Origin of the sequence: Hungatella hominis, assembly GCF_014288005.1 — a bacterium.
In the GTDB taxonomy this organism is placed as follows: Bacteria; Bacillota; Clostridia; order Lachnospirales; family Lachnospiraceae; genus Hungatella; species Hungatella effluvii.
The window spans coordinates 1-22,124 of record NZ_JACOPB010000016.1; the positions used below are offsets into that span (position 1 = coordinate 1).

Sequence of the window (22,124 nt, forward strand, 5' to 3'; positions counted from 1 at the left end):
GGCACCGTATTTAATGCCAGGACAAGATATATCATAATAATCAGATCCAGTACCAGTAATTGAGGTATGTACCGTCTTTGGCAGTGTGTTGATATCAGCCTTACCAGCTAAATCACTATTTACACGAACAAGAAACCTGCTTCCATTTTTTTCTGATATGTTATATGATTAAAGAAAAAGATGGAGGAGAACTATGGGAGAATTAACATCCGGAAGTTATAGGGTTATAGAAACGAACTCGGTAATACTTTATGATTCACAATCTGATTTGAAAATTAAGTTACAGCCGAGTTTGGTTTTTGCATTTACTGTTATTTTTAATTTTGAAAATAATGGAGAAGGTGAAAGAGACCTTGAAAAAATCACAAATGAAGAAAATCAGACAGTCACTTTAAAATGTATCAACTTTGATCGTCTTGGCGCAGGCACAACCGAACCGGTTGAATTAGCAACGGTAGGCGGAAAGAAAGTATTCATACATTTCTGGATATATATTCTATCTGAGAATGCAGATACGCGAAAAGTTGAATATACTGTGTATATGGAGGGGTAGGAAAATATGGGAGATGGATTAAGTCATAGACCTGTTTCTGATGAAACCGTAGCCACCCTGATAAGCTTAGATGGGTTTAACGATTTAAGTGAATCAACGCAGAAATTTGCGATATCAAGTATGAATACAAACAGGCAGAAAGAAGGGGGTTTAATGGGACGATTATTTGGAATCAAACCTGCTAATGCTGCTATGAATATTGCATTAATAATTTGTGTGTTATTATTAGTTATAGGATTAATTATTAATCAGTCTAATTATTGGGATAAAATTATTCCAATAGTAGCAGCAACAATAGGGTATTTGTTCGGAAAAGGCAAAGAGTAAAAAAAATAAATTAAAACCAACTATCATTAATCGGTAGTTGGTTTTTTATTGCCGAAAAGGCAGGAAGGAGTTTAATATGAAAGACACTATGATTTTGAAGAATGGAACAATTATTGAACTGGAGGCCGGCGCCAGCCTGAGCGCATTACAGGTAGCGGCCGCAGATCGTGCGGCCATGGTTGCCACCTGGGAGGCGCTGACGCTTGACAATCTCGCGGCGGTGCAGGTTAAGAATGGTGATGGGGTAGTGGTAGGTAATTATGCTGACCTCGTGCTTGTGTCTGAGACCTCCGTGGTGGCCGCTGACGGCACAGTGTTAACGACGTATAGCCTCCGCGAGAAAACACCGGAGGAAAAGCGTCTGGACGCACTGGAGGCAGGCATGGCAGTACAGGACGGTGCTATTAATGATCTTGGCGCGGCCGTGGGAACGCTGGCTGAAGGAGGTGCAGTATAATGGGGGCATTTTACGGGCTGCGGATCAGGCGCGGTGTTATTACGATTGATGAGATCCCTAATTTTTGGAGGGCCAAAACAGAAAAATGGTTGAAGGACAATCCGGAGGTGTAAGATGAGAAAAGCATATATTGCGATTCAGGGGGCAATGGCGGCAGCCGTTGCCTTCTTAAGTGACAAGTTGGGAATTCTTTTTCCGGTACTCTGTGCGCTAGCTACAATGATGATTGTGGACTACGTAACCGGCATGTTGGCAAGCAAGCGGGAAGCAATGGATTACCCCGAAGATCCCACTTATGGGTGGAGCAGCAAGAAAGGCGCGAAGGGAATCATTAAAAAGGTTGGATATCTATGCGTGATTGCCGTGGCTATGATAGTTGATTATGTGTTTACTACGGTATCCGGTACACTGGGCATGACTATGCCTGCAAGCACGTTTTTCGGGCTTTTAGTGGCCGTTTGGTATCTGCTTAATGAGTTGCTGTCCATCATCGAAAACGCCGGCAGAATGGGCGCTGACGTGCCTGAATGGCTATTAAAATATATATCTGTACTTAAGGATAAGATCGACAATACAGATTATCAGGGAGGCGGCCGTTAACGCCGGAGATGATCCGCGTATCTCCCGGCCGGCAGGGTTAGAGCCGGAGCTGTTGCGATATCGCAACGGTTGTAATATCACAACTTTTTCTGGGCCTGGGATTCCGGGCCCTTTTCTTTTTGAAGGAGGACGATTATGTTACCTATTACGAAACAGATCAAACAGATTAATTGCTATGCAAGTCAGAATCACCCAAAGTACATTGTAATCCATGAGACTGACAATTTTAACCGTGGCGCCGGGGCTGCCGCTCATTCCAGGGCGCATAATAATTGCAATCTGGCTACATCGGTTCATTATTACGTTGATGATGTAGCAATCTACCAGACACTCAACCATACAGACGGAGCATGGGCTGTCGGCAAGCAGTACGGCACGCCGCTGGTGGCTGGAGTCAATAACAACAACACGATCAATATCGAGATCTGCGTTAATCCGGACAGCAACTACGACAAAGCGCGGCTTAACTGTGTAGACCTGGTACGGCACCTGATTCAGGAGACGGGGATCCCCGCCGATCGGGTGATCCGGCATTACGATGCAAAGCGTAAATGGTGTCCGCGTAAGATGATGGACAGCCCGGAGTTATGGACGGACTTCTGCCTGAGGATTCGCGGACAGGCGGACGAGGTGAAGAGCTTCGAGGACGGCACCGGGAACTGGCATTTTACGATTAATGGCGAGTTGCAGAAAAACCGCTGGGTGAAATATAAGAATAAGTGGTTCTACGTGGACGATTACGGGAACATGGTTACTGGATACACTGTGATTGGCGGCCTGGCCTATGTGCTTAACCCATCAAAGGCTGATATGGAGACATATGGGGCGCTGATGGTAACGAATAACCTTGCACAGGGCAATCTTGAGGTGCAGTGGGTGGAATAGCAAACAACAGAATAATGATGTGACTGAAGCTCTGGGAGGAATCCTGGGGCTTTTTAAATTGAAAGGAAGGTATATTTTATGAAACTAAGACTTGTTAAACAGGGAGACTTTTTAGGAACGAAGTGTGATTTTTATGTAAATGAAACCGGTGATATCTTTATGAGCAGAACCCAGATAGGATACGCCTTGAAGTATAAAAATCCGAGCAAAGGTATAGAAGACATACATAACAGACACCATGACCGACTTGACACCATGAGCGTAAAAGTTGACCCCCTCAGTTTGCAGGGGTCAAATCCACATTACAGGAATGGCGAAAGAGCCTATATGTATCCCGAAAAAGGAATATACGAAATCTGTAGGTATTCCAGGCAAAAGGTTGCTGGGGATTTTTATGATTGGGTTTATGATGTTATTCAGTCCATCAAAAAGAACGGTTACTACATCGCTTCCGAGAAAGACGAGAAGTGGCTGGGAATCCGTCGTGAGACCAAAGAGGTACGCAAGGCCGAGACGGATCAGATCAAGTTATTCGTGGAGTATGCGAGGGCACAGGGCAGCCAGCACGCAGACAGATATTATGTGTCGCTGACCAAGCTCATAAACCGCAGATTAGGCATAGAGAGCGGCGGGAGGGACAAGGCATACCAGAGGACGCTGATGCACTTAAAATCAATGGAAACGGTGGTGGGGCTGCATCTGGCTACGCTGATGGCGGAGGGGCTGCCGTACAAGGAGATATATCAGGGCGTGAAAAAGTTTATCGAAGCGCTGTAGGAATCTCACGGCAGAACATTCCGCTGCCAGTTTGAGTGGTAAGAAAAGGGCGGTCCGCTTGGGCCGCCTGAAAACATGATCTGTATGTTATAAAATTTGTAATTGAAGCCATACTACTACTGTGCTTTGATATATAAATTGTAATCAGTATTTTATGCTTTACTGTAAAAGAGGGAAAATAGTTGAAAAGATATGATCCGATGATGGTGGGAAAAAGAATTAGGAGACAACGGATAATAATGGGATTGACCCAGGAAGAAGTGGCTGAGAAGATTGAACGGTCATATAAGTACTATCAAGATATCGAGCGAGGGACATGTGGAATGTCGATTAATACAATACTTAGTATTGCAGAATGTCTTCATATATCTATAGACTATTTAAATGAATAAGAAACTCGTTAATCAGAGCTGAAAGGCTCTTATTTTTATACCCGAAAAGGGAGAAAGGAGTCCGTATATGAAGGACACTATGATCTTAAAAAATGGAACTATTATTGAACTGGAGGCAGGCGCAAGCCTGGGAGCCTTACAGGTGGCGGCGGCTGATCGGGCGGCTATGGTGGCAACATGGGAGGTATTGACTCCTGACAATCTCACAGCAGTGCAGATTAAGAATGGTGATGGGTTAGTGGTAGGCAATTATACTAACCTTGTACTTGTGTCTGAAACGTCCATGGTGGCCGCAGATGGTACGGTGCTTACAACGTATAATCTACGTGAGAAAAACGACGAGGAAAAGCGCCTGGACGCCCTGGAGGAAGGAAAGGCGGTACAGGACGGGGCAATTAATGATCTTGGTGAAGTGGTTGGAACACTAGCAGAAGGAGGTATGATTTAATGGGAGCATTTTACGGAACGCGGATTAGACATTGTATTATTACAATCGATGATGTACCCAACTTTTGGAGGCCGAAAACAGAATCGTGGTTGAAAGAAAATCCGGAATAACTGACGGGAGAATGGCATGTACATAACTACAAACACAATCATTACGACAGCCAGTGTGATTACCGCGTTGGTTGTTATATTTTCAGCACTCTTCGCTGTTTATAGATGGTATCTTAGACAAGGACAGCAGGATCGGGAAATTAAAAATATCAAAGACGAACAGTGCCTTCTTGTTTACGGGGTTCTGGCCTGTTTGAAGGGAATGAAGGAACAGGGCTGCAATGGTCCGGTGACAGAAGCCATTAACAAGATAGAGAAGCATATCAATCAACAGGCTCATGAGTGAGCGGAAAGAGAGGGATCATTATGGATTTAGGAATTGCGTGTGTTGCAGGTATCACAGCGCTGTGCTATCTGGCCGCTATGGCGGCGAAAGCGACGGCGGTAGACAATAAGTGGCTGCCGGTAGTGTGTGGCGTTATTGGGGCAATCCTGGGCGTTGCAGGCATGTACACGATGCCCGACTTCCCGGCGGCGGACATCATCAACGCGGCGGCGGTTGGAGCTGTATCGGGGCTTGCGGCTACCGGTATCAACCAGGCGTACAAGCAGCTGACAAAATAAGCTGTTGCTAGATCGCAACGGTTGCAATATCACAACTTTTTAGGGCCTGGAATTCCGGGCCCTTTTCTTTAAGGAGGATTTATGATACCTATTACGAAACAGATCAAGCAGATCAATTGCTATGCAAGTCAGAATCACCCAAAGTACATCGTAATCCATGAGACGGACAATTTTAACCGCGGAGCAGGTGCTACAGCGCATTCCAGGGCACACAACAACGGCAATCTGTCTACATCGGTTCATTATTATGTTGATGATGTAGCGATCTACCAGACACTCAACCACACGGACGGAGCATGGGCGGTAGGGAAGCAGTACGGTACGCCGCTGGTGGCCGGAGTCAACAATAACAATACGATCAACATTGAAATATGCGTTAATCCTGACAGTAACTACGACAAGGCCCGGCTTAACTGCGTGGATTTGGTGAAACATCTGATCCAGGAGACGGGGATCCCTGCCGATCGGGTGATCCGGCATTACGACGCCAAACGCAAATGGTGCCCTCGTAAGATGATGGACAATCCGGAGTTATGGACGGACTTCTGCCTGCGGATCCGCGGCCAGGAAGATGAAGTGAAGAGTTTTGAAGACGGTGCTGGGAACTGGTACTTTACAATCAATGGTGAGCTGCAGAAGAGCCGTTGGGTGAAATATAAGAATAAGTGGTTTTACGTAGACGATGCCGGAAACATGGTTACTGGATACGCTGTGATTGGCGGTCTTGCGTACATGCTCAATCCATCTAAGGCTGATTTGGCAACGTATGGGGCGTTACTGGTTACGAATAATCTCAGTCAGGGCAATCTTGAGGTACAGTGGACAGAATAGTCATACTTGTCACCTTTGTCCCCTCTTTGCATATAATAAACTATAATTGATCATATATAAAAGAGGAAATAAATCATGTGTAATATATGTAGATGTCTCTGTGGTAACTGGCGTGGTTGTAGAAATAATTGCTGTAATAATTGCTGCAATAATTGCTGCAGATGCGTATGCAGCAATCCCTGTGATAATAATTGCAATAATAATTGGAATTGCAGCTGCAGCAATAACAATAATAATTGCTGTTTTGATCCATGTGCAAGAGAAAGAAAAGAAGCTTATGAGGCCGGATTTAGAGACGGCTGTAATAATGTTTTTTGCAGGCAGGATAACTGTGGTTGCTAATGATAGATACAAAAAAAGGCGGTCCATATGGGCCGCCTAATTGCTTTTTATTTTAAATATTTTAATAATTGGATTAAATATTCTCCGTCCAAATCTGTTTCGTCTCTGTCCAATGTTCTTTTCCCAAAAACGGTAAAGCCATTTGCTTTGTAAAAATCCAGCAGTTTACACTTTTCTTCACATTCTAAATATACGAATCTTCCACCAATTTCATTCTGAATTTCTCTAACTTTAGTAGTTGCCATTTGAAGCAAATCGGATCCTGAAATTAAATAATTATTTCCATCTGCAAAGTTTTTACCGAGTTGCGCTATTAATGGGGCTGGGACTATGTATTCCTTTGTAGCTGGATTAAACGAACCATGGTTTCCCATTCGCTTTGCGGTTGTATTGCTGATGGAATCTTTCGATACCCGAATATGCTTTGATGCTATGGTATAATAGCCGACCCAGCACTTTTCTCTTCCGTCATCGGACTTCCAATATACTAAAGTTGTACGTGATAGATATTGTTTTGAAAATTCAATGGCTTTATATTTTATAAATGTCTCCACATCTTTATTAACAGGGCACACAAAAGAGGAGAGAATAGATTTTACTTCATTCTCTCCCAGTTTAGATATCATATCGTTTAGTTTAATTTGAACAAACTCTGCCATAGTTATTGTACATCAAAGAATTCTTTGATTTTATCTCCTGTTAGTTCTGAACATTTTCTGCTGATCTGCACTTGCTCATAACTCATGTTTTTAGCATAATCCATTGCCTCCAAAAATGTATGAGCAAGACGCTGTTCTTTAATAGAGACATCTTTAAGAATGCTTTTCGTTGCCATACGTATCACCTCCCGAATATTGTTGGCACTGTTGCTATTATCTTATGTTAGATAACACAAAATCGTGTGTAATTGCATTATATGATACAATACACAACTATAAGAAACCTTATGTAATTTCATTATAACGTGTTTTAGCGAGAAGTCAACGGTTAAATATTGACAAAATGAGAAATTTATATTAATTTTTATTGATTTTACAGCAAAATGAGGAAATATAATAGTATTAGATAATTAAACGAACATACATTCGAGAATTAACTGATGTGATAACAAAACATAAGAATCTTGTGGTGTGGTGGCAGTGGTACTAACGCCTGGTTATGATGGGGCGCTACGCTGGCCGGGGCTGGCTGGATAATAGCAAAAATAATGTCGATAAATGTAGTGGTTTGACGATTGATTTCCATATTATTCCAATTTATCCTTAAGTTAGTAAAGATGCAGGAGGTTTATGCGATGAACAACAGAAAAATTAAGGAAGCTTTATGGGATTTGGGTGTTGGAAATAAATATAAGGGATTTCAATATTGCATCTATAGCCTGGAACTGGCGATGGAATCTCCTGACCGTCTAAACTACATAACAAAAAGCATATACCCAGATGTAGCGAAAAGGTATAAAACAGGGGTAAACTGTGTTGAGCGTGATATCAGAACAATTGCAGAGGTGGTATGGAAAAATGGGGGTAAGGAATTATTTATAAACGATTTGAATGGAGAGGTATTTGAGAAAAGACCTACAAATGCTAAGTTTTTGGAAATATTATTGCATTACATTTTATCAGATGCACCGTGTCAGAAATGCAAAGTAGCTGAGGATTACAAGGAACGGCTGATAAAACTGGAAGAAGAAAACAGAAGGCTGGAAGAAACAATAATGTGGATGCATGATCTGATATGGAAATTTATAAAAGAGTATAGAGGAAATAAATAAACAGCAAAAGGGCGGTCCATGCGGGCCGCCTGAAACTATATAATAGCAAGATTAGATATGGTTCTGTAAAAAGCCCCGGATTTCTCCGGGGCTATATCAGATTGTTATACACATCCAATCGGCTTAATGCGGTGGATTTTACAAAGGATAAAAATCATAAAATGACAGTTCACACAGCCGCCCACCGTTGTTGAAACCTTAAATTAAGGTATACATCATATCTCCACCTGCACTATCATTATATGTTGAATATAGAAATGTGTTAATGATCATTGACGCAACCTAAAAAGTCCTTTACAAAACTATATGTATGTGATATAATACGCTCGATTTTGCTTTTCTAATTTGCGGCTTAGCTGTATTGGCAGGCCGCATTTTGTGTAAAATTACAATAAAGTATAAAATGGTGTTGATTTATTTGTATATAGTGATATAATTCTTTTGTCAACCCTTCTCTTAGGTCGTCTAGGTATATCCCAATCCCCATACCTGGACGACTTTTATATGTGCATCGTACAACGTTATACCAGTCGGCTTCTGGTGTCTGGTGTGCGCTGTGTTAAGAACCACATGGCAGAAATATCCATGTTGAGGAGTATCTCGGCCATCTCGCGAGTCTCCTGATACTTTGCGTTTCTGACGGCCTGGGCGTGTCGCTGATATGTCACAATCATCTCAAAAAATAATTCGTCTGTTCGATTCATCTTTCACCTCCCATATTTTTTTGTTAAATATTCTGCCGCATATAATTTTGGCGGAAATTCACTATTGAATGGTTTACAGATATTTAAGAAAGGGCGCCTTTTGCAAACCATCTTAATACTCAATTAATTTTATACCTTTACTTGAAAGAAACAATGTAGTACTATATGATAAAGTCAGGACGAGAATACAAAGAGGGGGTTTGTTGATTTGAAAGAATGTATTAAACTGGTTGCCAACAACAAAAAGGCATACCATGATTATTTTATTGATGAGAAATACGAGACCGGCATAGAGCTGGCCGGCACGGAAGTGAAGTCCATCCGGATGGGCAAATGCAGCATCAAGGAAGCCTTTGTGAGAATCGACAAGGGAGAAGTATGGGTATACGGCATGAACATCAATCCATATGAAAAGGGAAATATCTTCAATAAAGATCCCTTAAGACCGAGGAAGCTGCTGATGCACCGGGCGGAGATCAGCAAGCTGGATTCCAAGATCGCGATCAAGGGCTATACCATCGTGCCTCTCCAGGTTTACTTTAAGGGCAGCCTGGTGAAGCTGGAGATCGGCCTGGCCCGCGGTAAGAAGCTCTACGACAAGAGGGAAGATATCGCAAAAAAGGATCAGAAACGGGAATTGGAACGTGATTTCAAGATAAGAAACCTATAATATGAGACGCAGTCTGCGTCCTGAAGAGCCCACGGGAGAAAACCGTGGCTTTTGGGGGTGCGGACGGCGTCTTTAGTCTTTCACGAATTTATTGTTTGTGGTATACTGTAGAAGACGAACATACAATAAGAGGAAAACTGAGAGGAGAATCGGTTATGGCGCTTTATGACTATTCAGGTGCTTTGAAAAAAGGAAGAAAACAGTATCAGGTTTCCGTGGCAAAGGGAGAGTATCCTTATCTTCCGGTGCTGGATGACATACTTTCCTACACAGATATCATTTCAGAAGTGAATCTGGGACTCATGGACGTCCCGCTTGATAAGATCGTGGGAACGAAAACAAAAGGCAGAACCAGTGCCTTTGCCAATAATTTTATGCCTCTGCTGGCAGAAAAATCGGAGTTTGGAGCAAAATGGGCGTATTTATACGACCATCAGATAGAAGAAGGGATTCATGACCCCATCGTTGCGTATGAGTTCATGAACCAGTACTATGTACAGGAGGGCAACAAGCGTGTCAGCGTGCTCAAATATGTGGGCGCGTTCAGCATTACGGCTTCGGTGACGCGCCTGATCCCCAAGAGAACGGATGACCTCGACAACCGCCTCTATTATGAATTCCTGGAGTTTTATCAGGTCTCCTTTAACTGTGATGTCTGGTTCAGCCAGGAGGGCAGCTACGACCGCCTGTTAAAGGCCATGGGAAAGGCACCGGAAGAGGTGTGGAGTGAGGATGACAGGATCTATTTTAAATCCGCCTATGACCAGTTTTCCAAGGCGTTTGGCGCATTTGGAGGAAATTCCTATGAGATGACGTGTTCTGATGCCTTCCTTGTCTATGTCGAGTTGTTCGGCTACGATGTGGTGAAGCTGAAGACAGAGGGCGAGATCACAAAGGATTTGACGAAGATTAAGGATGAACTTCTCCTGACCTCCAGAGGCAGCAAGATCGCCCTGGTAGAGCAGCCGGAGGAGGTGGAAGAGCTGGATAACAGCCCGTTAAAGATCATCAACTGGCTCCGCCCATCCCAGAACATTGAGCCGGAGATGCTGAAGATCGCATTTATTCACGCGAAGACCGCGGAGACCTCCAGCTGGACCTATGGCCATGAGCTGGGGCGTATGTACCTGGAGCAGGCCTTTGAGGGGCGGTTAAAGACGGTCGCATTCTTTGAGGCCGATACGGATGCGGAGATTGCGGGCGCCATCGATCTGGCGATCGCGGCCAGATGCAACATGATCTTTACGACGGCCTCCCAGATGATCGGTTTAAGCGTCAAGGCGGCTATCGAGCACCCGGAGGTAAAGATTTTCAACTGTTCCGTCAACATGTCGTACTCCTCTGTCTGCACCTACTATGCCAGAATGTACGAGTCGAAATTCTTAATGGGCGCGCTGGCCGCTTCCATGGCGCAGTGCGATAAGCTGGGGTATATTGCTGACTATCCGATCTACGGAACGATCGCCAATATCAACGCCTTTGCACTCGGTGCGCGTATGATTAATCCCTATGTCAAGGTTCATCTGGAGTGGGCGAGGGTAAAAGACAGGAGTGCCCGCGAGGAACTGGAGAAGGAAGGAATCACGTTCATCTCCGGGGAAGACATGATTACGCCCAAGACCGCATCGAGAGAATACGGTTTGTATAAAATAGAAGCGGATGGAGAACTCCGGAATCTGGCGACGCCGATCTGGCACTGGGGCAAATTCTACGAGAAAATCGTAAATACCACCTGCCGCGGCGGCTCTGATGTAAAGGAGATGAAGGGAAAGCAGGCCATCAACTACTGGTGGGGTATGTCCGCCGATGTCATCGACGTCATCTGTTCTCAGAATCTGCCGCACGGCACCAACCGGCTGATCACGTTTCTGAAGAACTCGATCCGGAGCGGAAGCTTCCAGCCGTTTGTGGGAACGATCTATTCCCAGGATGGAACGGTTCAGTGCGAGGAGGAGCAGAGGCTTTCTCCCGAAGAGATCATCACGATGAACTGGCTGGCTGAAAACGTGGTGGGTAAGCTTCCTGAGTTCGATGAGCTCACGGAGGAAGCACAGTCTCTGGTAAGGCTGCAGGGACTGACGATATACGACAATGCGGTGATGGAGGAATAATAGTTTGAAGATTCTGGTACTGGCTGATGAGGAGTCAAAATCCCTTTACGAGTACTTCTCACCCGAGAAGATCAAAGGGGTGGACTTAATTATATCATGTGGGGATTTGAAGGCCTCCTATCTGACTTTTTTTGCCACCTTCTCCCATGCGCCGCTTCTGTATGTGAAAGGCAATCACGACGGGCATTACGAGGAGCGGCCGCCGGAAGGCTGTGTCTGCATCGAGGATGACATCTTTGTGTTCCGCGGCGTGCGGATTCTGGGCCTGGGAGGTTCCATGGAGTATATTCCGGGAGCCGACAACCAGTATACAGAAAGAAGGATGGAGCGGAGAATTAAAAAGCTCTGGTGGAAGTTAAAGAAGAACAAAGGTTTTGACATTCTGGTGTCTCACGCGCCTGCATATCAGATTAACGATATGCAGGATCTGCCCCACCAGGGGTTTGAATGCTTTAAGGATCTGATGGACAAGTATATGCCGAAGTATTTTATTCACGGCCATGTTCACGCCAACTACGGCGGAGGGTTCAAACGCGAGGATACATACGGGAAAACCAGAGTAGTCAACGCATACGAGTATTATATCTTTGATTATCCGGAAAACGGAGAACAAGCGGCACAATAATTCCGGAAAGGGGGGAGATCCCATGGAGGTTTTTTACCGGCCTGAACTTTCTGTTCAGACGCTGTTGATGGATGCCAACTCTGTGCAGGAAACTGCGGAGAATCTGGCTGACTATATCAATCATCTGATGCACGCCGATTCGGTACTTTTAGTCCGTCTGGACAATCAGATGCGTTATAAGGAGGTTGGTTCCTGGAGAAGCAGAAAAGGCGAGGACACCGGTGCGGAGGCGGTCATGAGACAGTGGCTTCCCCAGCTGGTGGAAAGCTGGAATATGCGGGAGAAGCTTTCCGGTGAGGAGCTGGAGGCCTTTTTAAAGGCGCTCACACCTTTTACAGTGCCGGGAGGTTATCTGACGATTCTGCCGATCTGCAATAATATACGGTTTGTGGGATTTGCGGTATTTGGAAAAAAATCCGGGGAGGGAGACTGGACGGACCGGGAGCTGCCCATACTCCGGTTCCTGCTGTCCATTATCGCGGTGACATTTGCCAATAAGAACCTGTATGAAGACTATATGCTGCAGAACTGGGTATACAATACCATGATGGGCCGCATGCAGGCGAATCTGTATGTGACCGATATCCATACGGACCGGATTCTGTTCATGAATAAAACGATGCAGGAAGCGTTTGGCCTGGAGAATCCGGTGGGCAAGGTATGCTGGCAGATTCTTCAGAAGGGAAGCAGGGGAAGATGCCCCGGCTGTCCGGTACAGAGGCTGGCGGAGTCCGGGGAGGAAGGCGTTTACCGGCGGTGGGAGGAGTTTAACACTCTGACGGGCCGCTACTACGATAACTACGACAGCCTGATGAAATGGACAGACGGCTCCACCGTTCATTTTCAGCATTCTCTGGACATTACGGCTTCCAAAAAGCTGTCGAAGGAGGCCAGCACGGATGATCTGACCGGCCTTCTCAACCGGAGAGGCGGGAAGAACCGGCTGGCAGAGATGCTGAATACGGCGAGACATCAGGAGACGATTCTGACGGTCTGTATGTATGACGTCAATTCACTGAAGAAAGTCAATGATACGTTCGGACACCGGGAGGGGGACAACCTTCTGCGGATCATTGCCAACTCGGTGAAGAGCGTTCTGACCGAGGAGGACTTCGCATGCCGCTTAAGCGGAGATGAATTTCTCATAACGTTTGCAGGGAAGACGGAGCAGGAAGCCGCTGAAACGATCAAACTGGTGGAAGAGAGGCTGCTGGCTGTCCGCAGACAGGACCGGATTCCTTATGAACTGAGCTTCTGTACGGGAATTCTGGAACTGAGGCCGGAGCACACCATGAGTGTGACGGATATCCTGCGGGAAGTGGACGAGCGCATGTACGAGCAGAAGCGCCAGTATCACATGCAGCAGGGGAAGGAGTCGGTGCTGGCGGCAGCGGAGGCCCAGTGGCGGCTTTTAAAGCCGGAGGCATTTGACTACGATCAGCAGTACCTCTATGACGCGCTGGTGGAGAGTACGGATAACTATCTCTACGTGTGCGACATGGCGACCAATACCTTCCGGTACAGCAGGAAGCTGGTGGAAGAGTTTGCATTTCCGGGTGAGGTGATTCAGAATGCAGCCGATATCTGGCGCTCCATCATCCATCCGGCCGACTGGGAACGGTTCTGGGAATCGAACCAGGCAATCAGCGACGGGCGGACCGTGAGCCATGAGGTCGAATACAGGGCGAGAAACCGGAAGGGCCAGTGGATCAAGCTTCACTGCCGCGGTCATGTGGCTCAGAATTCCGCGGGAGAGCCCCGGGTATTTGCGGGATTCATATCGAATGAAGGCCAGTGGTTCCCGGAGTGGACCGAATAGAACGACGGGAGTAAAAGGATGGATTACAGATTTAAGCTGTGCTTTTGCAGGGATATCTATGATCATAAACAGAATAACAGAGCTTTTATGGAGGCAGTCCGCAGGAATGTGGACTGCCATCTCTTAAAGTGCGAAGATTACAGGCGAATTCTGGAGAGCCGGGGATTCTCGCGGGATGATGGAAAACGGATGACGGATGCGGGGGAGGTGCCGTGCATTCCGACCCTGTTTTTTAAGTACCACGATCTGCATTCCATGCCGGAATCCGCTATGGTGGTAAAGGCTACCTCCTCGGGGACAAAGGGAGTGAAGAGCCATATTGGATTTGACAAAAAGAGTCTTTTCTTCGGTGGAATCGCCGCATGCCGGGTCATCGCCCGCCACGGGCTGATTTCCCTGCGTCCTGTCCGCTGTGTGATTCTGGGGTTTCCGCCCGGAAAGGACAATCAGACGGCGATCAGCAAGACCCAGCGGCTCAGCACGATGTTTGCCCCGGCGCTGAGCCGGCGGTATGCGCTGCAAAAGGGAAAGAACGGATACCGGCCCGATTTTAAGGGGCTGATGGCAGCCCTCCGGCGTTATAGCGGAGGAAGGGCTCCGGTGAGGATTATCGGTTTTCCGGCATACCTCTATTTCCTGTTAAAGGAGATGGAGAGAAGAGAAATCTTTCTCCGCCTGCCCAGGCATTCCATGATTATGGTCGGCGGCGGCTGGAAGCAGTTTTACAAAGAGACGGTGGACAAGGCGGAACTATACCGGCTGTGTGAGAGGCATCTCGGTGTGCCGGAGAGTCATTTCCGGGAGTTTTTCGGAGCGGTGGAGCATCCGGGCGTATACTGTGACTGTCCGAACCACCATTTCCATGTTCCCGCCACCAGCCGCGTCGTAATCCGGGATGTGGATACGCTGGAACCAGTCGGCTATGGAAAGGCGGGACTGGTTAATCTAATCAGTCCGCTGGTTGAAAGTATTCCTCTGGTGAGCATACTGACCGATGATCTGGGCGTCCTGCACCGCGGCTGTGAATGCGGCTGCGGAATGGAGGCGCCGTACCTGGAGATCATCGGCAGGACCGGTGTCCCCGATATCCGGACCTGCGCGGCCGGTGCGGGAGAACTGTTAAAGGAGGTGGGACGTAGTGCATTCCATTGATCTGGAAAAAAAGACAGCGGCCGCACTGGAGAAGCCCCCTCTCTCCAGAACCGTGGTAATGAGAGCCTGCGGCCGGTTAGCCGGACTCTTGACCGGATGCGCGTATGACGGCGAGATCCGGGCGCGCGGGCTGGAGAAGCTTCTGACGAGAGAGAGAATCTGTCAGGCGGCTTCTTTCCTGCGGGAGGATACGCTGGAGAGAAGGGTGAAGACAGAGCTTTTGGGCCTTCAGAACCGTTTTCTCATGCCTCTGGGCGTCCTCATGCACGTGACCGCCGGCAATATGACCGGAATCGGAGCCTACAGCGTGCTGGAGGGCCTTCTGGCCGGCAATATCAATCTCCTGAAGCTCTCTTCCGAAGACGACGGGCTTTCGATGTTTCTGCTTCAGGAGCTGATCCGTATCGAGCCCGTGCTGGCGGACTATATCTATACCTTTCGGATTCCCTCCGGGGATCGGGAGAGGCTCTTAAAGCTCTTAACGCTCTCCGACGGCGTGTGCACGTGGGGCGGCGACGAGGCCATCCGGGGAATCCGGAGCCTGGCTCCCGCGGGGACGAAGCTGATCGAGTGGGGGCACCGCATCAGTTTTGCCTATGTCACCGAAGCGGGCCGCAGCAACAGAGAAGCGCTGCAGGCCATCGCGGATCACATGGTACGGACCAGCCAGCTGCTGTGCAGCTCCTGCCAGGGAATCTATGTGGAGGCAGAGGGGCGGGAGGCCGTGGATTTCAGCCGCCGTTTCTTGCGGCTGCTGGAACATTCCTATGAGGAGTATGGGAATAAAGAAGTGGGATTCCGGGGATGCAGCACCATCCGGATCTACCAGAAGGAACTGGAGTCCGCCATGACGGGGGAACGCATCTTCCGGGGACGCGGCGTCAGCGTCACCCTGTCGGAGGAGCCGGGGCTTCAGCTGTCGCTGATGTACGGCAGCTGCTGGGTGAAGCCGATGAACAGGGAGAAACTCCTAAAGACCCTGAGAAAGGACCGGGGACGGCTTCAGACCGCGAGGCTGGTCTGCCTGGAGGAAGAGGAAACGGAGCTGGTCCGGCTGCTGGCCGGAGCAGGGGTAAACAGGATTCTGACGGGACGGGATAAGGAGGCGGGAGAGCAGTTCGGAAGCCACGACGGCGAGTATCCGCTGATCCGGTATTCCCGGATTATCGAGACAGACGTTTCACTGTGAATCTGCCGGAGCAGGACGTTTGAGGCAAAACGCGGAAGGAAAGCCTTGTGACTTGAACCTAAAAAATTTTTAGGAGATCTAAAATATTTTTGTGCAATGTGATGATTTTTCAATACTATGTTAAGCTACAATGTCCATTGAAGTGTGCATTTTTTCGTGTTATGATAAAATAACAAAAAAAATTAGAAGACAAAAATAATTTTTAGGAGAGATGCGCGCATGGATCATCACGTGATAATGAAAAAGTACCGGATGTTTTTGTATGGAATGATTGTGGCCGCTTTAGGAATCAGCATGATCACAAAGGCGGAGCTTGGGACGTCTCCGATTACGAGTCCGTCCTATGTCCTGACGTTTATCTTTCCTTACAGCCTGGGAGTCTTCGTACTGGCGGTAAACAGTACCCTGTTTCTTTTCGAGTGCCTCGTTCTGGGGCGCAGTTTTAAAAAGATACAGCTGCTGCAGCTTCCGGCTACGCTGATCTTTTCCGCCTGTATCGACGGCTGGATGTGGGTGCTGTCATTCTGGACTCCGGTGTTCTATGTACAGAAGGTTCTTCTGCTTCTCGCCGGATGTGCGGCCCTGGGACTGGGGGTAGCGCTGGAGGTGGTGCCCGATGTACTGATTCTTCCGGGAGAAGGCCTCGTCCGCGCGATATCACGCAGGAAAAACTGGGATTTTGGCATTGTAAAGACATGCTTTGATATGAGCCTTGTCCTTACGGCCGTTCTTCTTTCCGTTCTGTGTCTGGGACATGTGGAAGGGATCAGAGAAGGCACAGTGGCCGCTGCCTTCCTGGTAGGCGGCATTTCCAAATTCTTTATCCGCCATATCACGGAATTCGACAGGAATCACAGAGCGCTTTTTGTGCGCGAGGAAGAGGAAATTCTCCTGGTGCCGGAAAAATAGAGACGGGCTGAAACGGTCCTTCGTATCCCATTGTGGAAGCGGAGGGCCGTTTACATTTTTCGGCTAATCCCCTTTATAATGTGACACCTGTCATATTACCGTCGGTTTTGTAATGGTATAATGATCCTATCGAATCAATGGAACATTTGAAAACAATCGGAAGCTTTAAGAAAGGACAGGATCATATGGAACAGAACCGGGTACTGGATGTGCTCACATCCAAAGAATTAACGTATGAGCAGAAGGTATTTTCACTGGCGAAGGAAGCGGAAGACAGCCTTTCCGTACTGGACATTCCGCAGAAGACCAGGCAGTATTTTGAGACGGGTGCTCTGAATGATTTGTTTGAGGGACATGCGCCCTACCGCCCGAGGTATATCATGCCGGACTATAAGAAATTTGTGAAACAGGGGAGCGAATTCCTGCGGGTAGAGCCTCCGAAGACGTTTGACGAGCTTCTCACGGGACTTCAGATCCTCTATCATCATGTGCCCTCCATCACGGGATTTCCCGTATATCTGGGAGAACTGGACACCATGATCGAGCCGTTTATCGAGGGAATGGCGGACGATGTGGTGAAGGAAAAATTGAGGCTGTTTCTGATCTTTCTGGACAGGACGATTACAGACAGCTTCTGTCATGCCAATCTGGGATCGAGACCGACCAGAGCGGGGCGCATAATTCTGGAACTGGAAAAGGATATTCAGAATACCGTTCCGAACCTGACTTTAAAGTACGATCCGGAGGTCACCCCGGATGAGTATGCGGAGTTGGCCGTCGCAACCTCACTTACCTGTGCCAATCCGGCGATCTGCAACGATGCAGACAACCGCACCACCTACCCCTGTGAATACGGGATATCCAGCTGCTATAACATTCTTCCGGTGGGCGGCGGCGCCTACACGCTGTCGAGGATTACACTGACCGAGCTGGTCAAGAGCGCGGAGTCCGTCGACCAGTTCTTACAGGAGCTGCTTCCCGACTGCCTGGAGGCGGTGGGAAACTATATGAATGAGCGGGTGAAGTTCCTCGTGGAGCGCTCCGGCTTTTTCGAGTCGTCGTTCCTGGTGCGGGAAGGGCTGATTGAACGGGAAAAATTCGTGGGCATGTTCGGTGTGACCGGACTGGCGGAATGTGTCAACGCTCTGATGGCCGACACGGGAGATCGGTACGGACACAGTGAAAAAGCAGATAAACTGGGACTGCAGATCATGGAGATCATTCGGAAATTCGCGGCGGATTTTCCGGCTGTTTATTCGGAGATTGGCCAGGGCCATTTCCTTCTTCACGCCCAGGTCGGCTTAGACAGCGACAAGGGAATCACCTCCGGCGTGCGTATTCCTGTGGGAGATGAGCCGGAGAACCTGCTGGATCACCTGCGTCACAGCGCCAGATTCCACGAATACTTCCCGACGGGAGTAGGCGATATCTTCCCCTTTGCCGTCACGGCCAGGAAGAATCCGGGAGCGCTGGTGGACATTGTGAAGGGGGCATTCCAGTTGGGCGTCAAATACATGAGCTTCTACGCGTCCGACAGCGATTTGGTCCGGATCACCGGCTTCCTTGTGAAGCGCAGCGAGATGGAAAAATACAGGAACCACGACGTCGTTCTTCAGAACACCACCGTGCTTGGCAGTAAGAATTACGACACCAATCACCTGGAGATGCGAAAGGAGCGTATGGCGTGAAAGCCCCGGTCAATAAGATCATCCCGGTCAGTGTGGTAGACGGCCCGGGCAGCCGGACCGCCGTGTTTCTTCAGGGCTGCAATATTTCCTGCGCGTATTGTCATAACCCGGAAACGCAGAAGTTATGCACAGGATGCGGTATCTGCGTGGACGGATGTCCGGCGGGAGCACTGGCCCTGAATGGTAAAATGGTGTCATGGGATGAGAAAAAATGTGTTTCCTGCGACCGGTGCATAGCCGTCTGTCCGAATTATGCCTCTCCGAAGATCCGGGAGATGAGCGCAGAGGAAGTCTATGAGGAAGTATCCGGAAATCTGCCGTTTATCCGCGGCATTACGGTATCCGGCGGAGAATGCTGCCTCTATCCGGAATTTTTAAAGGAGCTGTTTGGCCTCTGCAAAGGAGCCGGTTTGTCCTGCCTCATCGACAGCAACGGGATGGTGGATTTCTCCCTCTATCCGGAACTGCTGGAGCTTAGCGACGGCGTGATGCTGGACGTGAAGAGCTGGGATCCAGAGGTCTACCGGAGGCTGACGGGCGCAGACAATGCCGTTGTTAAAAAAAATCTGGAGCTTCTCTGGAGGAAAAATAAATTGGAGGAGATCCGCATCGTCTGTCTTTCCGGGGAAAGTGATTACGAGGAAGTGCTGAGAGGGATCGTCGGTCTCATGGGAAGCCCGGTCACAGCAAGAGTCAGGCTGATCCGGTTCCGGCCCTTCGGCGTCAGGGGCAGGCTGAGCGGCGCATCGGAGCCTGACGACAGGGTGATGCGGGAGCTGGCGGCATGGGCCGGCGAGATGGGATATCAGAATGTTGTGCTTACATGAGTCATGGATATACAGAAAAAAGGGGACTTTTCCTCGCAGTTTATGCGTGGAGAAGTCTCCTTTTTTATATACTTTATGCAAACCTGATAATCTCTATTTTCCAGATTTTACCTTATAGGATAAAGAGTCCGGCAAGCCGGACTCTCGCGCCGGAGCGCGGTCGCTTCAGCGGCCATATATCCTTAGCCCGGAGTGCACATCCTGCCCGGAGGGCTTTTGGTGTAACAGGAGTATTTTCCTGTTATACCATAATATAGCATTTAACATATACAAAATGCACAAAAATAGAGATAAAAAAGATACAAAATATAAAAATAGCTTAGGTATGACATGTGTCATAGCAGTAAAATTGACTGGCGTGTATGATAAAGCTACAGAAAGCAAGAAAAAATAAGCAGTTCGTTGTGATATAATGATGCAGACCAAAAAGGTACAGAAAGGAAGCCAGAAAATGAAGACAGAAAAAACATCTGGTCAGCTGAGAGAGCTTTTTCGAGTTGCATACGTAGAAAATCAGGACCAGGCAGTGAAACCCCATGAACTGGACCGGTTTTTAAATCCATGTATCACGATACGGACGGTGAAGAAGGGAGAGGATATTGTCCGGCCGACGGATAAGCTTCAGTCAATTATTATGGTTGTAAAGGGAGGGGCCCATTTCACCCGCGTTTCCACAGACGGAAACACCAATATGCTCGCGGCGGTCAACGCTCCGTTTTTTATTGGGATCACGCAGCTGGTATCAAACGATAAGGAGTACTATTCCCAGATCATTGCTGCAAAAAACTGTCTGCTCCTTTACATTGACTGCAACTACTTTTTAAAGGAAATCCGGGAGGACGGAGAGGCGGCCCTGGTGGTCATTCGGGATCTCGCCAAAGTGGTGGAGAGAAACCATACGAGGATGGACCGATTGGTATTTTTAAAAGCCTCCAACAATTTAATGGCATACATTGAAAGCAAATGGAATGAAGGCGAGATCAGCCGAAAGGACAGGCAGCTCATAATCAGGGAGCGCCACGGAGTGATTGCCGCGGATCTCAGCGTAAGCGTGAGAACGCTGTACCGTTCGATCAACAGCTTGAAAGACGAGGGACTTTTATCGGTACAGAAGGGCGGCGTTCTGTTAGTAAATGAAGCGCAGATGGAAGAGATGAAGCGCAGACTTGTAAAATTGGGAAAAATGTAATTAACATTTATAATTTATATAAGAGGAGAAGGAGAAAAGATTATGAGACATTACAAAAGGATCGTTTCAACATTACTGGCGGCAGGCATGGGACTGTCACTTCTGACCGGATGTCAGAGCGGCCAGCCGACAGGCGGAACTGCGGCAGCAGAAAAGACGGAAACAAGCGGAAAAGCGGAAGCGGCCTCCGAGGACGGCGAACAGGATAAGAAATCAGATCTGGTGGTCGGAATGATTGCCAGCGCGTTTGGAACACAGAGCTACAACGATGACGTACTCGCCGGAATGGAACTGGCCGAGAAGGAGCTGGGCGTGAAGGGAATTCCGCTGGAGGTTCCGGAGATATCCGACTCTGCAAACAGCCTGCGCACACTGATCAGCCAGGGCGCCAACTTCATCATGGTACCGTCTTCCGAATATAAGGATGGAATGCTGGAAGTAGCGGCTGAGAACCCGGAGGTCAAGTTCCTGTATCTGGCCGAAGCCATTGACGGCGGCGGAAACATCATGTCGGTTGCTTACCGTGAAAATGAAGCCGCATTCTTAGGCGGCGCGCTCTCAGGACTGATGACGAAGACCAACAACGTCGGCGCCGTTATGGCCGTTGGCGAGACACTGCAGTACCGCTATCAGTTCGGATTTACCGCAGGCGTCAAGGCCGTGAATCCGGAATGCGAGGTTCAGTCCGCATTTACCAACAGCTACACCGATGTGGGACAGGGAAGCGAGGTTGCGAAGATCATGTACAACAAGGGTGCGGATATCATCGGAACGTATTCCGGCGCGTGTAACCTGGGAGTCTTTAATGCAGCCAAGGATGCAGGAGAAGGAACGTACTGTTTAGGCGCAGCCAACGGACAGTTTGACAAGATGCCGGATAAGATTCTCGCTTCCGTAGTAAAACCGGCAGACCAGGCTATTTTATCCATACTGAAGGAATACCAGGAGACAGGCGTCTTCGATACGAGCGTACCGATGTCCCTGGGCCTGAAGGAGGGCGGCGTAAAGCTGTTATTTACAAACAATGAAGAGCTGTTAAAGCTGATCCCCGAAGATGTAAAAAGCACGGTCGACGAACTGAGTGAAAAGGTAGAGTCCGGAGAAATCAAGGTTCCTTCCAACGAAGAAGAGTTTAACAGTTTTACTTACCAGTATGCGAAATAGCCGCGTATCGAAAATCAGAG

The 22,124-nt window shown here is 48.1% G+C and carries 27 protein-coding genes; 24 read left to right on the forward strand and 3 right to left on the reverse strand.

Going from position 1 to position 22,124, the window contains the following annotated elements:
* The first annotated feature begins 193 nt into the window (after positions 1 to 193).
* From H8S75_RS24810 to H8S75_RS24865, 12 genes are all read left to right on the forward strand, one after another.
* A complete protein-coding gene (locus tag H8S75_RS24810) occupies positions 194 to 553 on the forward strand; it encodes a DUF6864 domain-containing function (RefSeq protein ID WP_187023819.1) in 360 nt (119 codons plus the stop codon).
* 6 nt (positions 554 to 559) lie between these two features.
* Positions 560 to 880: a hypothetical protein gene (locus tag H8S75_RS24815; protein ID WP_187023820.1), complete on the forward strand. Its 321-nt coding sequence runs from the start codon at positions 560 to 562 to the stop codon at positions 878 to 880.
* 76 nt (positions 881 to 956) lie between these two features.
* A complete protein-coding gene (locus H8S75_RS24820) occupies positions 957 to 1,337 on the forward strand; it encodes a hypothetical protein (protein ID WP_187023821.1) in 381 nt (126 codons plus the stop codon).
* Positions 1,338 to 1,451: 114 nt separating this feature from the next.
* The gene (locus tag H8S75_RS24825) at positions 1,452 to 1,937 is read left to right on the forward strand and encodes a phage holin family protein (protein ID WP_187023822.1); all 486 of its coding nucleotides are present in this window, start codon (positions 1,452 to 1,454) and stop codon (positions 1,935 to 1,937) included.
* 135 nt (positions 1,938 to 2,072) lie between these two features.
* A complete protein-coding gene (locus H8S75_RS24830; protein WP_187023823.1) occupies positions 2,073 to 2,822 on the forward strand; it encodes a peptidoglycan recognition protein family protein in 750 nt (249 codons plus the stop codon).
* Between the two features lie 78 nt (positions 2,823 to 2,900).
* Positions 2,901 to 3,599: a BRO-N domain-containing protein gene (locus H8S75_RS24835; RefSeq protein ID WP_187023824.1), complete on the forward strand. Its 699-nt coding sequence runs from the start codon at positions 2,901 to 2,903 to the stop codon at positions 3,597 to 3,599.
* A 203-nt stretch (positions 3,600 to 3,802) separates the two neighbouring features.
* Complete coding sequence (locus tag H8S75_RS24840; protein WP_187023915.1) at positions 3,803 to 3,991, forward strand: helix-turn-helix domain-containing protein; 189 nt, start codon at positions 3,803 to 3,805, stop codon at positions 3,989 to 3,991.
* Positions 3,992 to 4,058: 67 nt separating this feature from the next.
* Entirely contained in the window at positions 4,059 to 4,439 is a 381-nt protein-coding gene (locus tag H8S75_RS24845) for a hypothetical protein (protein WP_187023825.1), read from the forward strand.
* 126 nt (positions 4,440 to 4,565) lie between these two features.
* On the forward strand, positions 4,566 to 4,835 hold the full coding sequence (locus H8S75_RS24850; RefSeq protein ID WP_187023826.1) for a branched-chain amino acid ABC transporter permease: 270 nt from the start codon (positions 4,566 to 4,568) through the stop codon (positions 4,833 to 4,835).
* Between the two features lie 20 nt (positions 4,836 to 4,855).
* Positions 4,856 to 5,113 carry a phage holin family protein gene (locus H8S75_RS24855; RefSeq protein WP_187023827.1) on the forward strand — a complete coding sequence of 86 codons (258 nt, stop codon included), beginning with the start codon at positions 4,856 to 4,858 and terminating at the stop codon, positions 5,111 to 5,113.
* Between the two features lie 81 nt (positions 5,114 to 5,194).
* Positions 5,195 to 5,944, forward strand: coding sequence for a peptidoglycan recognition protein family protein (locus H8S75_RS24860; protein WP_187023828.1), 750 nt, complete (start codon positions 5,195 to 5,197; stop codon positions 5,942 to 5,944).
* Positions 5,945 to 6,044: 100 nt separating this feature from the next.
* Complete coding sequence (locus H8S75_RS24865; RefSeq protein ID WP_187023829.1) at positions 6,045 to 6,326, forward strand: hypothetical protein; 282 nt, start codon at positions 6,045 to 6,047, stop codon at positions 6,324 to 6,326.
* A 7-nt stretch (positions 6,327 to 6,333) separates the two neighbouring features.
* Here H8S75_RS24865 and H8S75_RS24870 read toward each other — a convergent pair whose 3' ends face one another.
* Both H8S75_RS24870 and H8S75_RS24875 read right to left on the reverse strand, forming a co-directional pair.
* A complete protein-coding gene (locus H8S75_RS24870; protein WP_187023830.1) occupies positions 6,334 to 6,945 on the reverse strand; it encodes an N-acetyltransferase in 612 nt (203 codons plus the stop codon).
* Positions 6,946 to 6,947: 2 nt separating this feature from the next.
* A complete protein-coding gene (locus tag H8S75_RS24875) occupies positions 6,948 to 7,121 on the reverse strand; it encodes a hypothetical protein (protein WP_187023831.1) in 174 nt (57 codons plus the stop codon).
* A 459-nt stretch (positions 7,122 to 7,580) separates the two neighbouring features.
* Here H8S75_RS24875 and H8S75_RS24880 point away from each other — a divergent pair, with 459 nt between their 5' ends.
* Positions 7,581 to 8,057, forward strand: a complete 477-nt coding sequence (locus tag H8S75_RS24880; RefSeq protein ID WP_187023832.1) for a sporulation initiation factor Spo0A C-terminal domain-containing protein — start codon at positions 7,581 to 7,583, stop codon at positions 8,055 to 8,057.
* Between the two features lie 521 nt (positions 8,058 to 8,578).
* On the opposite strand, the gene H8S75_RS24885 is transcribed toward H8S75_RS24880, so the two are convergent.
* Positions 8,579 to 8,761 carry a GNAT family acetyltransferase gene (locus H8S75_RS24885; RefSeq protein ID WP_187023833.1) on the reverse strand — a complete coding sequence of 61 codons (183 nt, stop codon included), beginning with the start codon at positions 8,759 to 8,761 and terminating at the stop codon, positions 8,579 to 8,581.
* A 208-nt stretch (positions 8,762 to 8,969) separates the two neighbouring features.
* Between H8S75_RS24885 and smpB the strand changes: the two genes are divergently transcribed.
* The 11 genes from smpB (at position 8,970) to H8S75_RS24940 (ending at position 22,104) form a co-directional block, all read left to right on the forward strand.
* Positions 8,970 to 9,431 (forward strand): SsrA-binding protein SmpB, encoded by a 462-nt coding sequence (gene smpB, locus H8S75_RS24890; protein WP_187023834.1) that lies wholly within the window; start codon positions 8,970 to 8,972, stop codon positions 9,429 to 9,431.
* Between the two features lie 155 nt (positions 9,432 to 9,586).
* A complete protein-coding gene (locus H8S75_RS24895; protein ID WP_187023835.1) occupies positions 9,587 to 11,542 on the forward strand; it encodes a BMP family ABC transporter substrate-binding protein in 1,956 nt (651 codons plus the stop codon).
* 4 nt (positions 11,543 to 11,546) lie between these two features.
* Positions 11,547 to 12,167, forward strand: a complete 621-nt coding sequence (locus H8S75_RS24900) for a metallophosphoesterase family protein (protein ID WP_055652951.1) — start codon at positions 11,547 to 11,549, stop codon at positions 12,165 to 12,167.
* A 22-nt stretch (positions 12,168 to 12,189) separates the two neighbouring features.
* The gene (locus tag H8S75_RS24905) at positions 12,190 to 13,986 is read left to right on the forward strand and encodes a diguanylate cyclase domain-containing protein (RefSeq protein WP_187023836.1); all 1,797 of its coding nucleotides are present in this window, start codon (positions 12,190 to 12,192) and stop codon (positions 13,984 to 13,986) included.
* An 18-nt stretch (positions 13,987 to 14,004) separates the two neighbouring features.
* Positions 14,005 to 15,138 (forward strand): LuxE/PaaK family acyltransferase, encoded by a 1,134-nt coding sequence (locus tag H8S75_RS24910; protein WP_187023837.1) that lies wholly within the window; start codon positions 14,005 to 14,007, stop codon positions 15,136 to 15,138.
* A complete protein-coding gene (locus tag H8S75_RS24915; RefSeq protein ID WP_187023838.1) occupies positions 15,125 to 16,327 on the forward strand; it encodes an acyl-CoA reductase in 1,203 nt (400 codons plus the stop codon). The genes H8S75_RS24910 and H8S75_RS24915 overlap by 14 nt, the downstream gene beginning before the upstream one ends.
* A 219-nt stretch (positions 16,328 to 16,546) precedes the next feature.
* The gene (locus tag H8S75_RS24920) at positions 16,547 to 17,236 is read left to right on the forward strand and encodes a YczE/YyaS/YitT family protein (RefSeq protein ID WP_117632563.1); all 690 of its coding nucleotides are present in this window, start codon (positions 16,547 to 16,549) and stop codon (positions 17,234 to 17,236) included.
* Between the two features lie 137 nt (positions 17,237 to 17,373).
* A complete protein-coding gene (locus H8S75_RS24925; RefSeq protein ID WP_432764202.1) occupies positions 17,374 to 18,924 on the forward strand; it encodes a YjjI family glycine radical enzyme in 1,551 nt (516 codons plus the stop codon).
* Entirely contained in the window at positions 18,921 to 19,751 is an 831-nt protein-coding gene (locus tag H8S75_RS24930) for a YjjW family glycine radical enzyme activase (RefSeq protein ID WP_187023839.1), read from the forward strand. The genes H8S75_RS24925 and H8S75_RS24930 overlap by 4 nt, the downstream gene beginning before the upstream one ends.
* 451 nt (positions 19,752 to 20,202) lie before the next feature.
* The gene (locus tag H8S75_RS24935) at positions 20,203 to 20,940 is read left to right on the forward strand and encodes a Crp/Fnr family transcriptional regulator (RefSeq protein WP_187023840.1); all 738 of its coding nucleotides are present in this window, start codon (positions 20,203 to 20,205) and stop codon (positions 20,938 to 20,940) included.
* Positions 20,941 to 20,982: 42 nt separating this feature from the next.
* The gene (locus H8S75_RS24940; RefSeq protein WP_187023841.1) at positions 20,983 to 22,104 is read left to right on the forward strand and encodes a BMP family lipoprotein; all 1,122 of its coding nucleotides are present in this window, start codon (positions 20,983 to 20,985) and stop codon (positions 22,102 to 22,104) included.
* Positions 22,105 to 22,124: the final 20 nt, after the last annotated feature.

Bases quoted from the DNA above. Each gene is read 5' to 3' on its own strand.
- H8S75_RS24815 (WP_187023820.1), top strand. From the start codon at position 560: ATGGGAGATGGATTAAGTCATAGACCTGTTTCTGATGAAACCGTAGCC.
- H8S75_RS24825 (WP_187023822.1), top strand. From the start codon at position 1,452: ATGAGAAAAGCATATATTGCGATTCAGGGGGCAATGGCGGCAGCCGTT.
- H8S75_RS24855 (WP_187023827.1), top strand. From the start codon at position 4,856: ATGGATTTAGGAATTGCGTGTGTTGCAGGTATCACAGCGCTGTGCTAT.
- H8S75_RS24905 (WP_187023836.1), top strand. From the start codon at position 12,190: ATGGAGGTTTTTTACCGGCCTGAACTTTCTGTTCAGACGCTGTTGATG.
- H8S75_RS24940 (WP_187023841.1), top strand. From the start codon at position 20,983: ATGAGACATTACAAAAGGATCGTTTCAACATTACTGGCGGCAGGCATG.
- H8S75_RS24870 (WP_187023830.1), bottom strand. From the start codon at position 6,945: ATGGCAGAGTTTGTTCAAATTAAACTAAACGATATGATATCTAAACTG.
- H8S75_RS24850 (WP_187023826.1), top strand. From the start codon at position 4,566: ATGTACATAACTACAAACACAATCATTACGACAGCCAGTGTGATTACC.
- H8S75_RS24830 (WP_187023823.1), top strand. From the start codon at position 2,073: ATGTTACCTATTACGAAACAGATCAAACAGATTAATTGCTATGCAAGT.
- H8S75_RS24860 (WP_187023828.1), top strand. From the start codon at position 5,195: ATGATACCTATTACGAAACAGATCAAGCAGATCAATTGCTATGCAAGT.
- H8S75_RS24920 (WP_117632563.1), top strand. From the start codon at position 16,547: ATGGATCATCACGTGATAATGAAAAAGTACCGGATGTTTTTGTATGGA.
- H8S75_RS24925 (WP_432764202.1), top strand. From the start codon at position 17,374: ATGGAACATTTGAAAACAATCGGAAGCTTTAAGAAAGGACAGGATCAT.
- H8S75_RS24835 (WP_187023824.1), top strand. From the start codon at position 2,901: ATGAAACTAAGACTTGTTAAACAGGGAGACTTTTTAGGAACGAAGTGT.
- H8S75_RS24875 (WP_187023831.1), bottom strand. From the start codon at position 7,121: ATGGCAACGAAAAGCATTCTTAAAGATGTCTCTATTAAAGAACAGCGT.
- H8S75_RS24840 (WP_187023915.1), top strand. From the start codon at position 3,803: ATGGTGGGAAAAAGAATTAGGAGACAACGGATAATAATGGGATTGACC.
- H8S75_RS24885 (WP_187023833.1), bottom strand. From the start codon at position 8,761: ATGAATCGAACAGACGAATTATTTTTTGAGATGATTGTGACATATCAG.
- H8S75_RS24895 (WP_187023835.1), top strand. From the start codon at position 9,587: ATGGCGCTTTATGACTATTCAGGTGCTTTGAAAAAAGGAAGAAAACAG.
- H8S75_RS24845 (WP_187023825.1), top strand. From the start codon at position 4,059: ATGAAGGACACTATGATCTTAAAAAATGGAACTATTATTGAACTGGAG.
- H8S75_RS24910 (WP_187023837.1), top strand. From the start codon at position 14,005: ATGGATTACAGATTTAAGCTGTGCTTTTGCAGGGATATCTATGATCAT.
- H8S75_RS24880 (WP_187023832.1), top strand. From the start codon at position 7,581: ATGAACAACAGAAAAATTAAGGAAGCTTTATGGGATTTGGGTGTTGGA.
- H8S75_RS24810 (WP_187023819.1), top strand. From the start codon at position 194: ATGGGAGAATTAACATCCGGAAGTTATAGGGTTATAGAAACGAACTCG.
- H8S75_RS24935 (WP_187023840.1), top strand. From the start codon at position 20,203: ATGAAGACAGAAAAAACATCTGGTCAGCTGAGAGAGCTTTTTCGAGTT.
- H8S75_RS24820 (WP_187023821.1), top strand. From the start codon at position 957: ATGAAAGACACTATGATTTTGAAGAATGGAACAATTATTGAACTGGAG.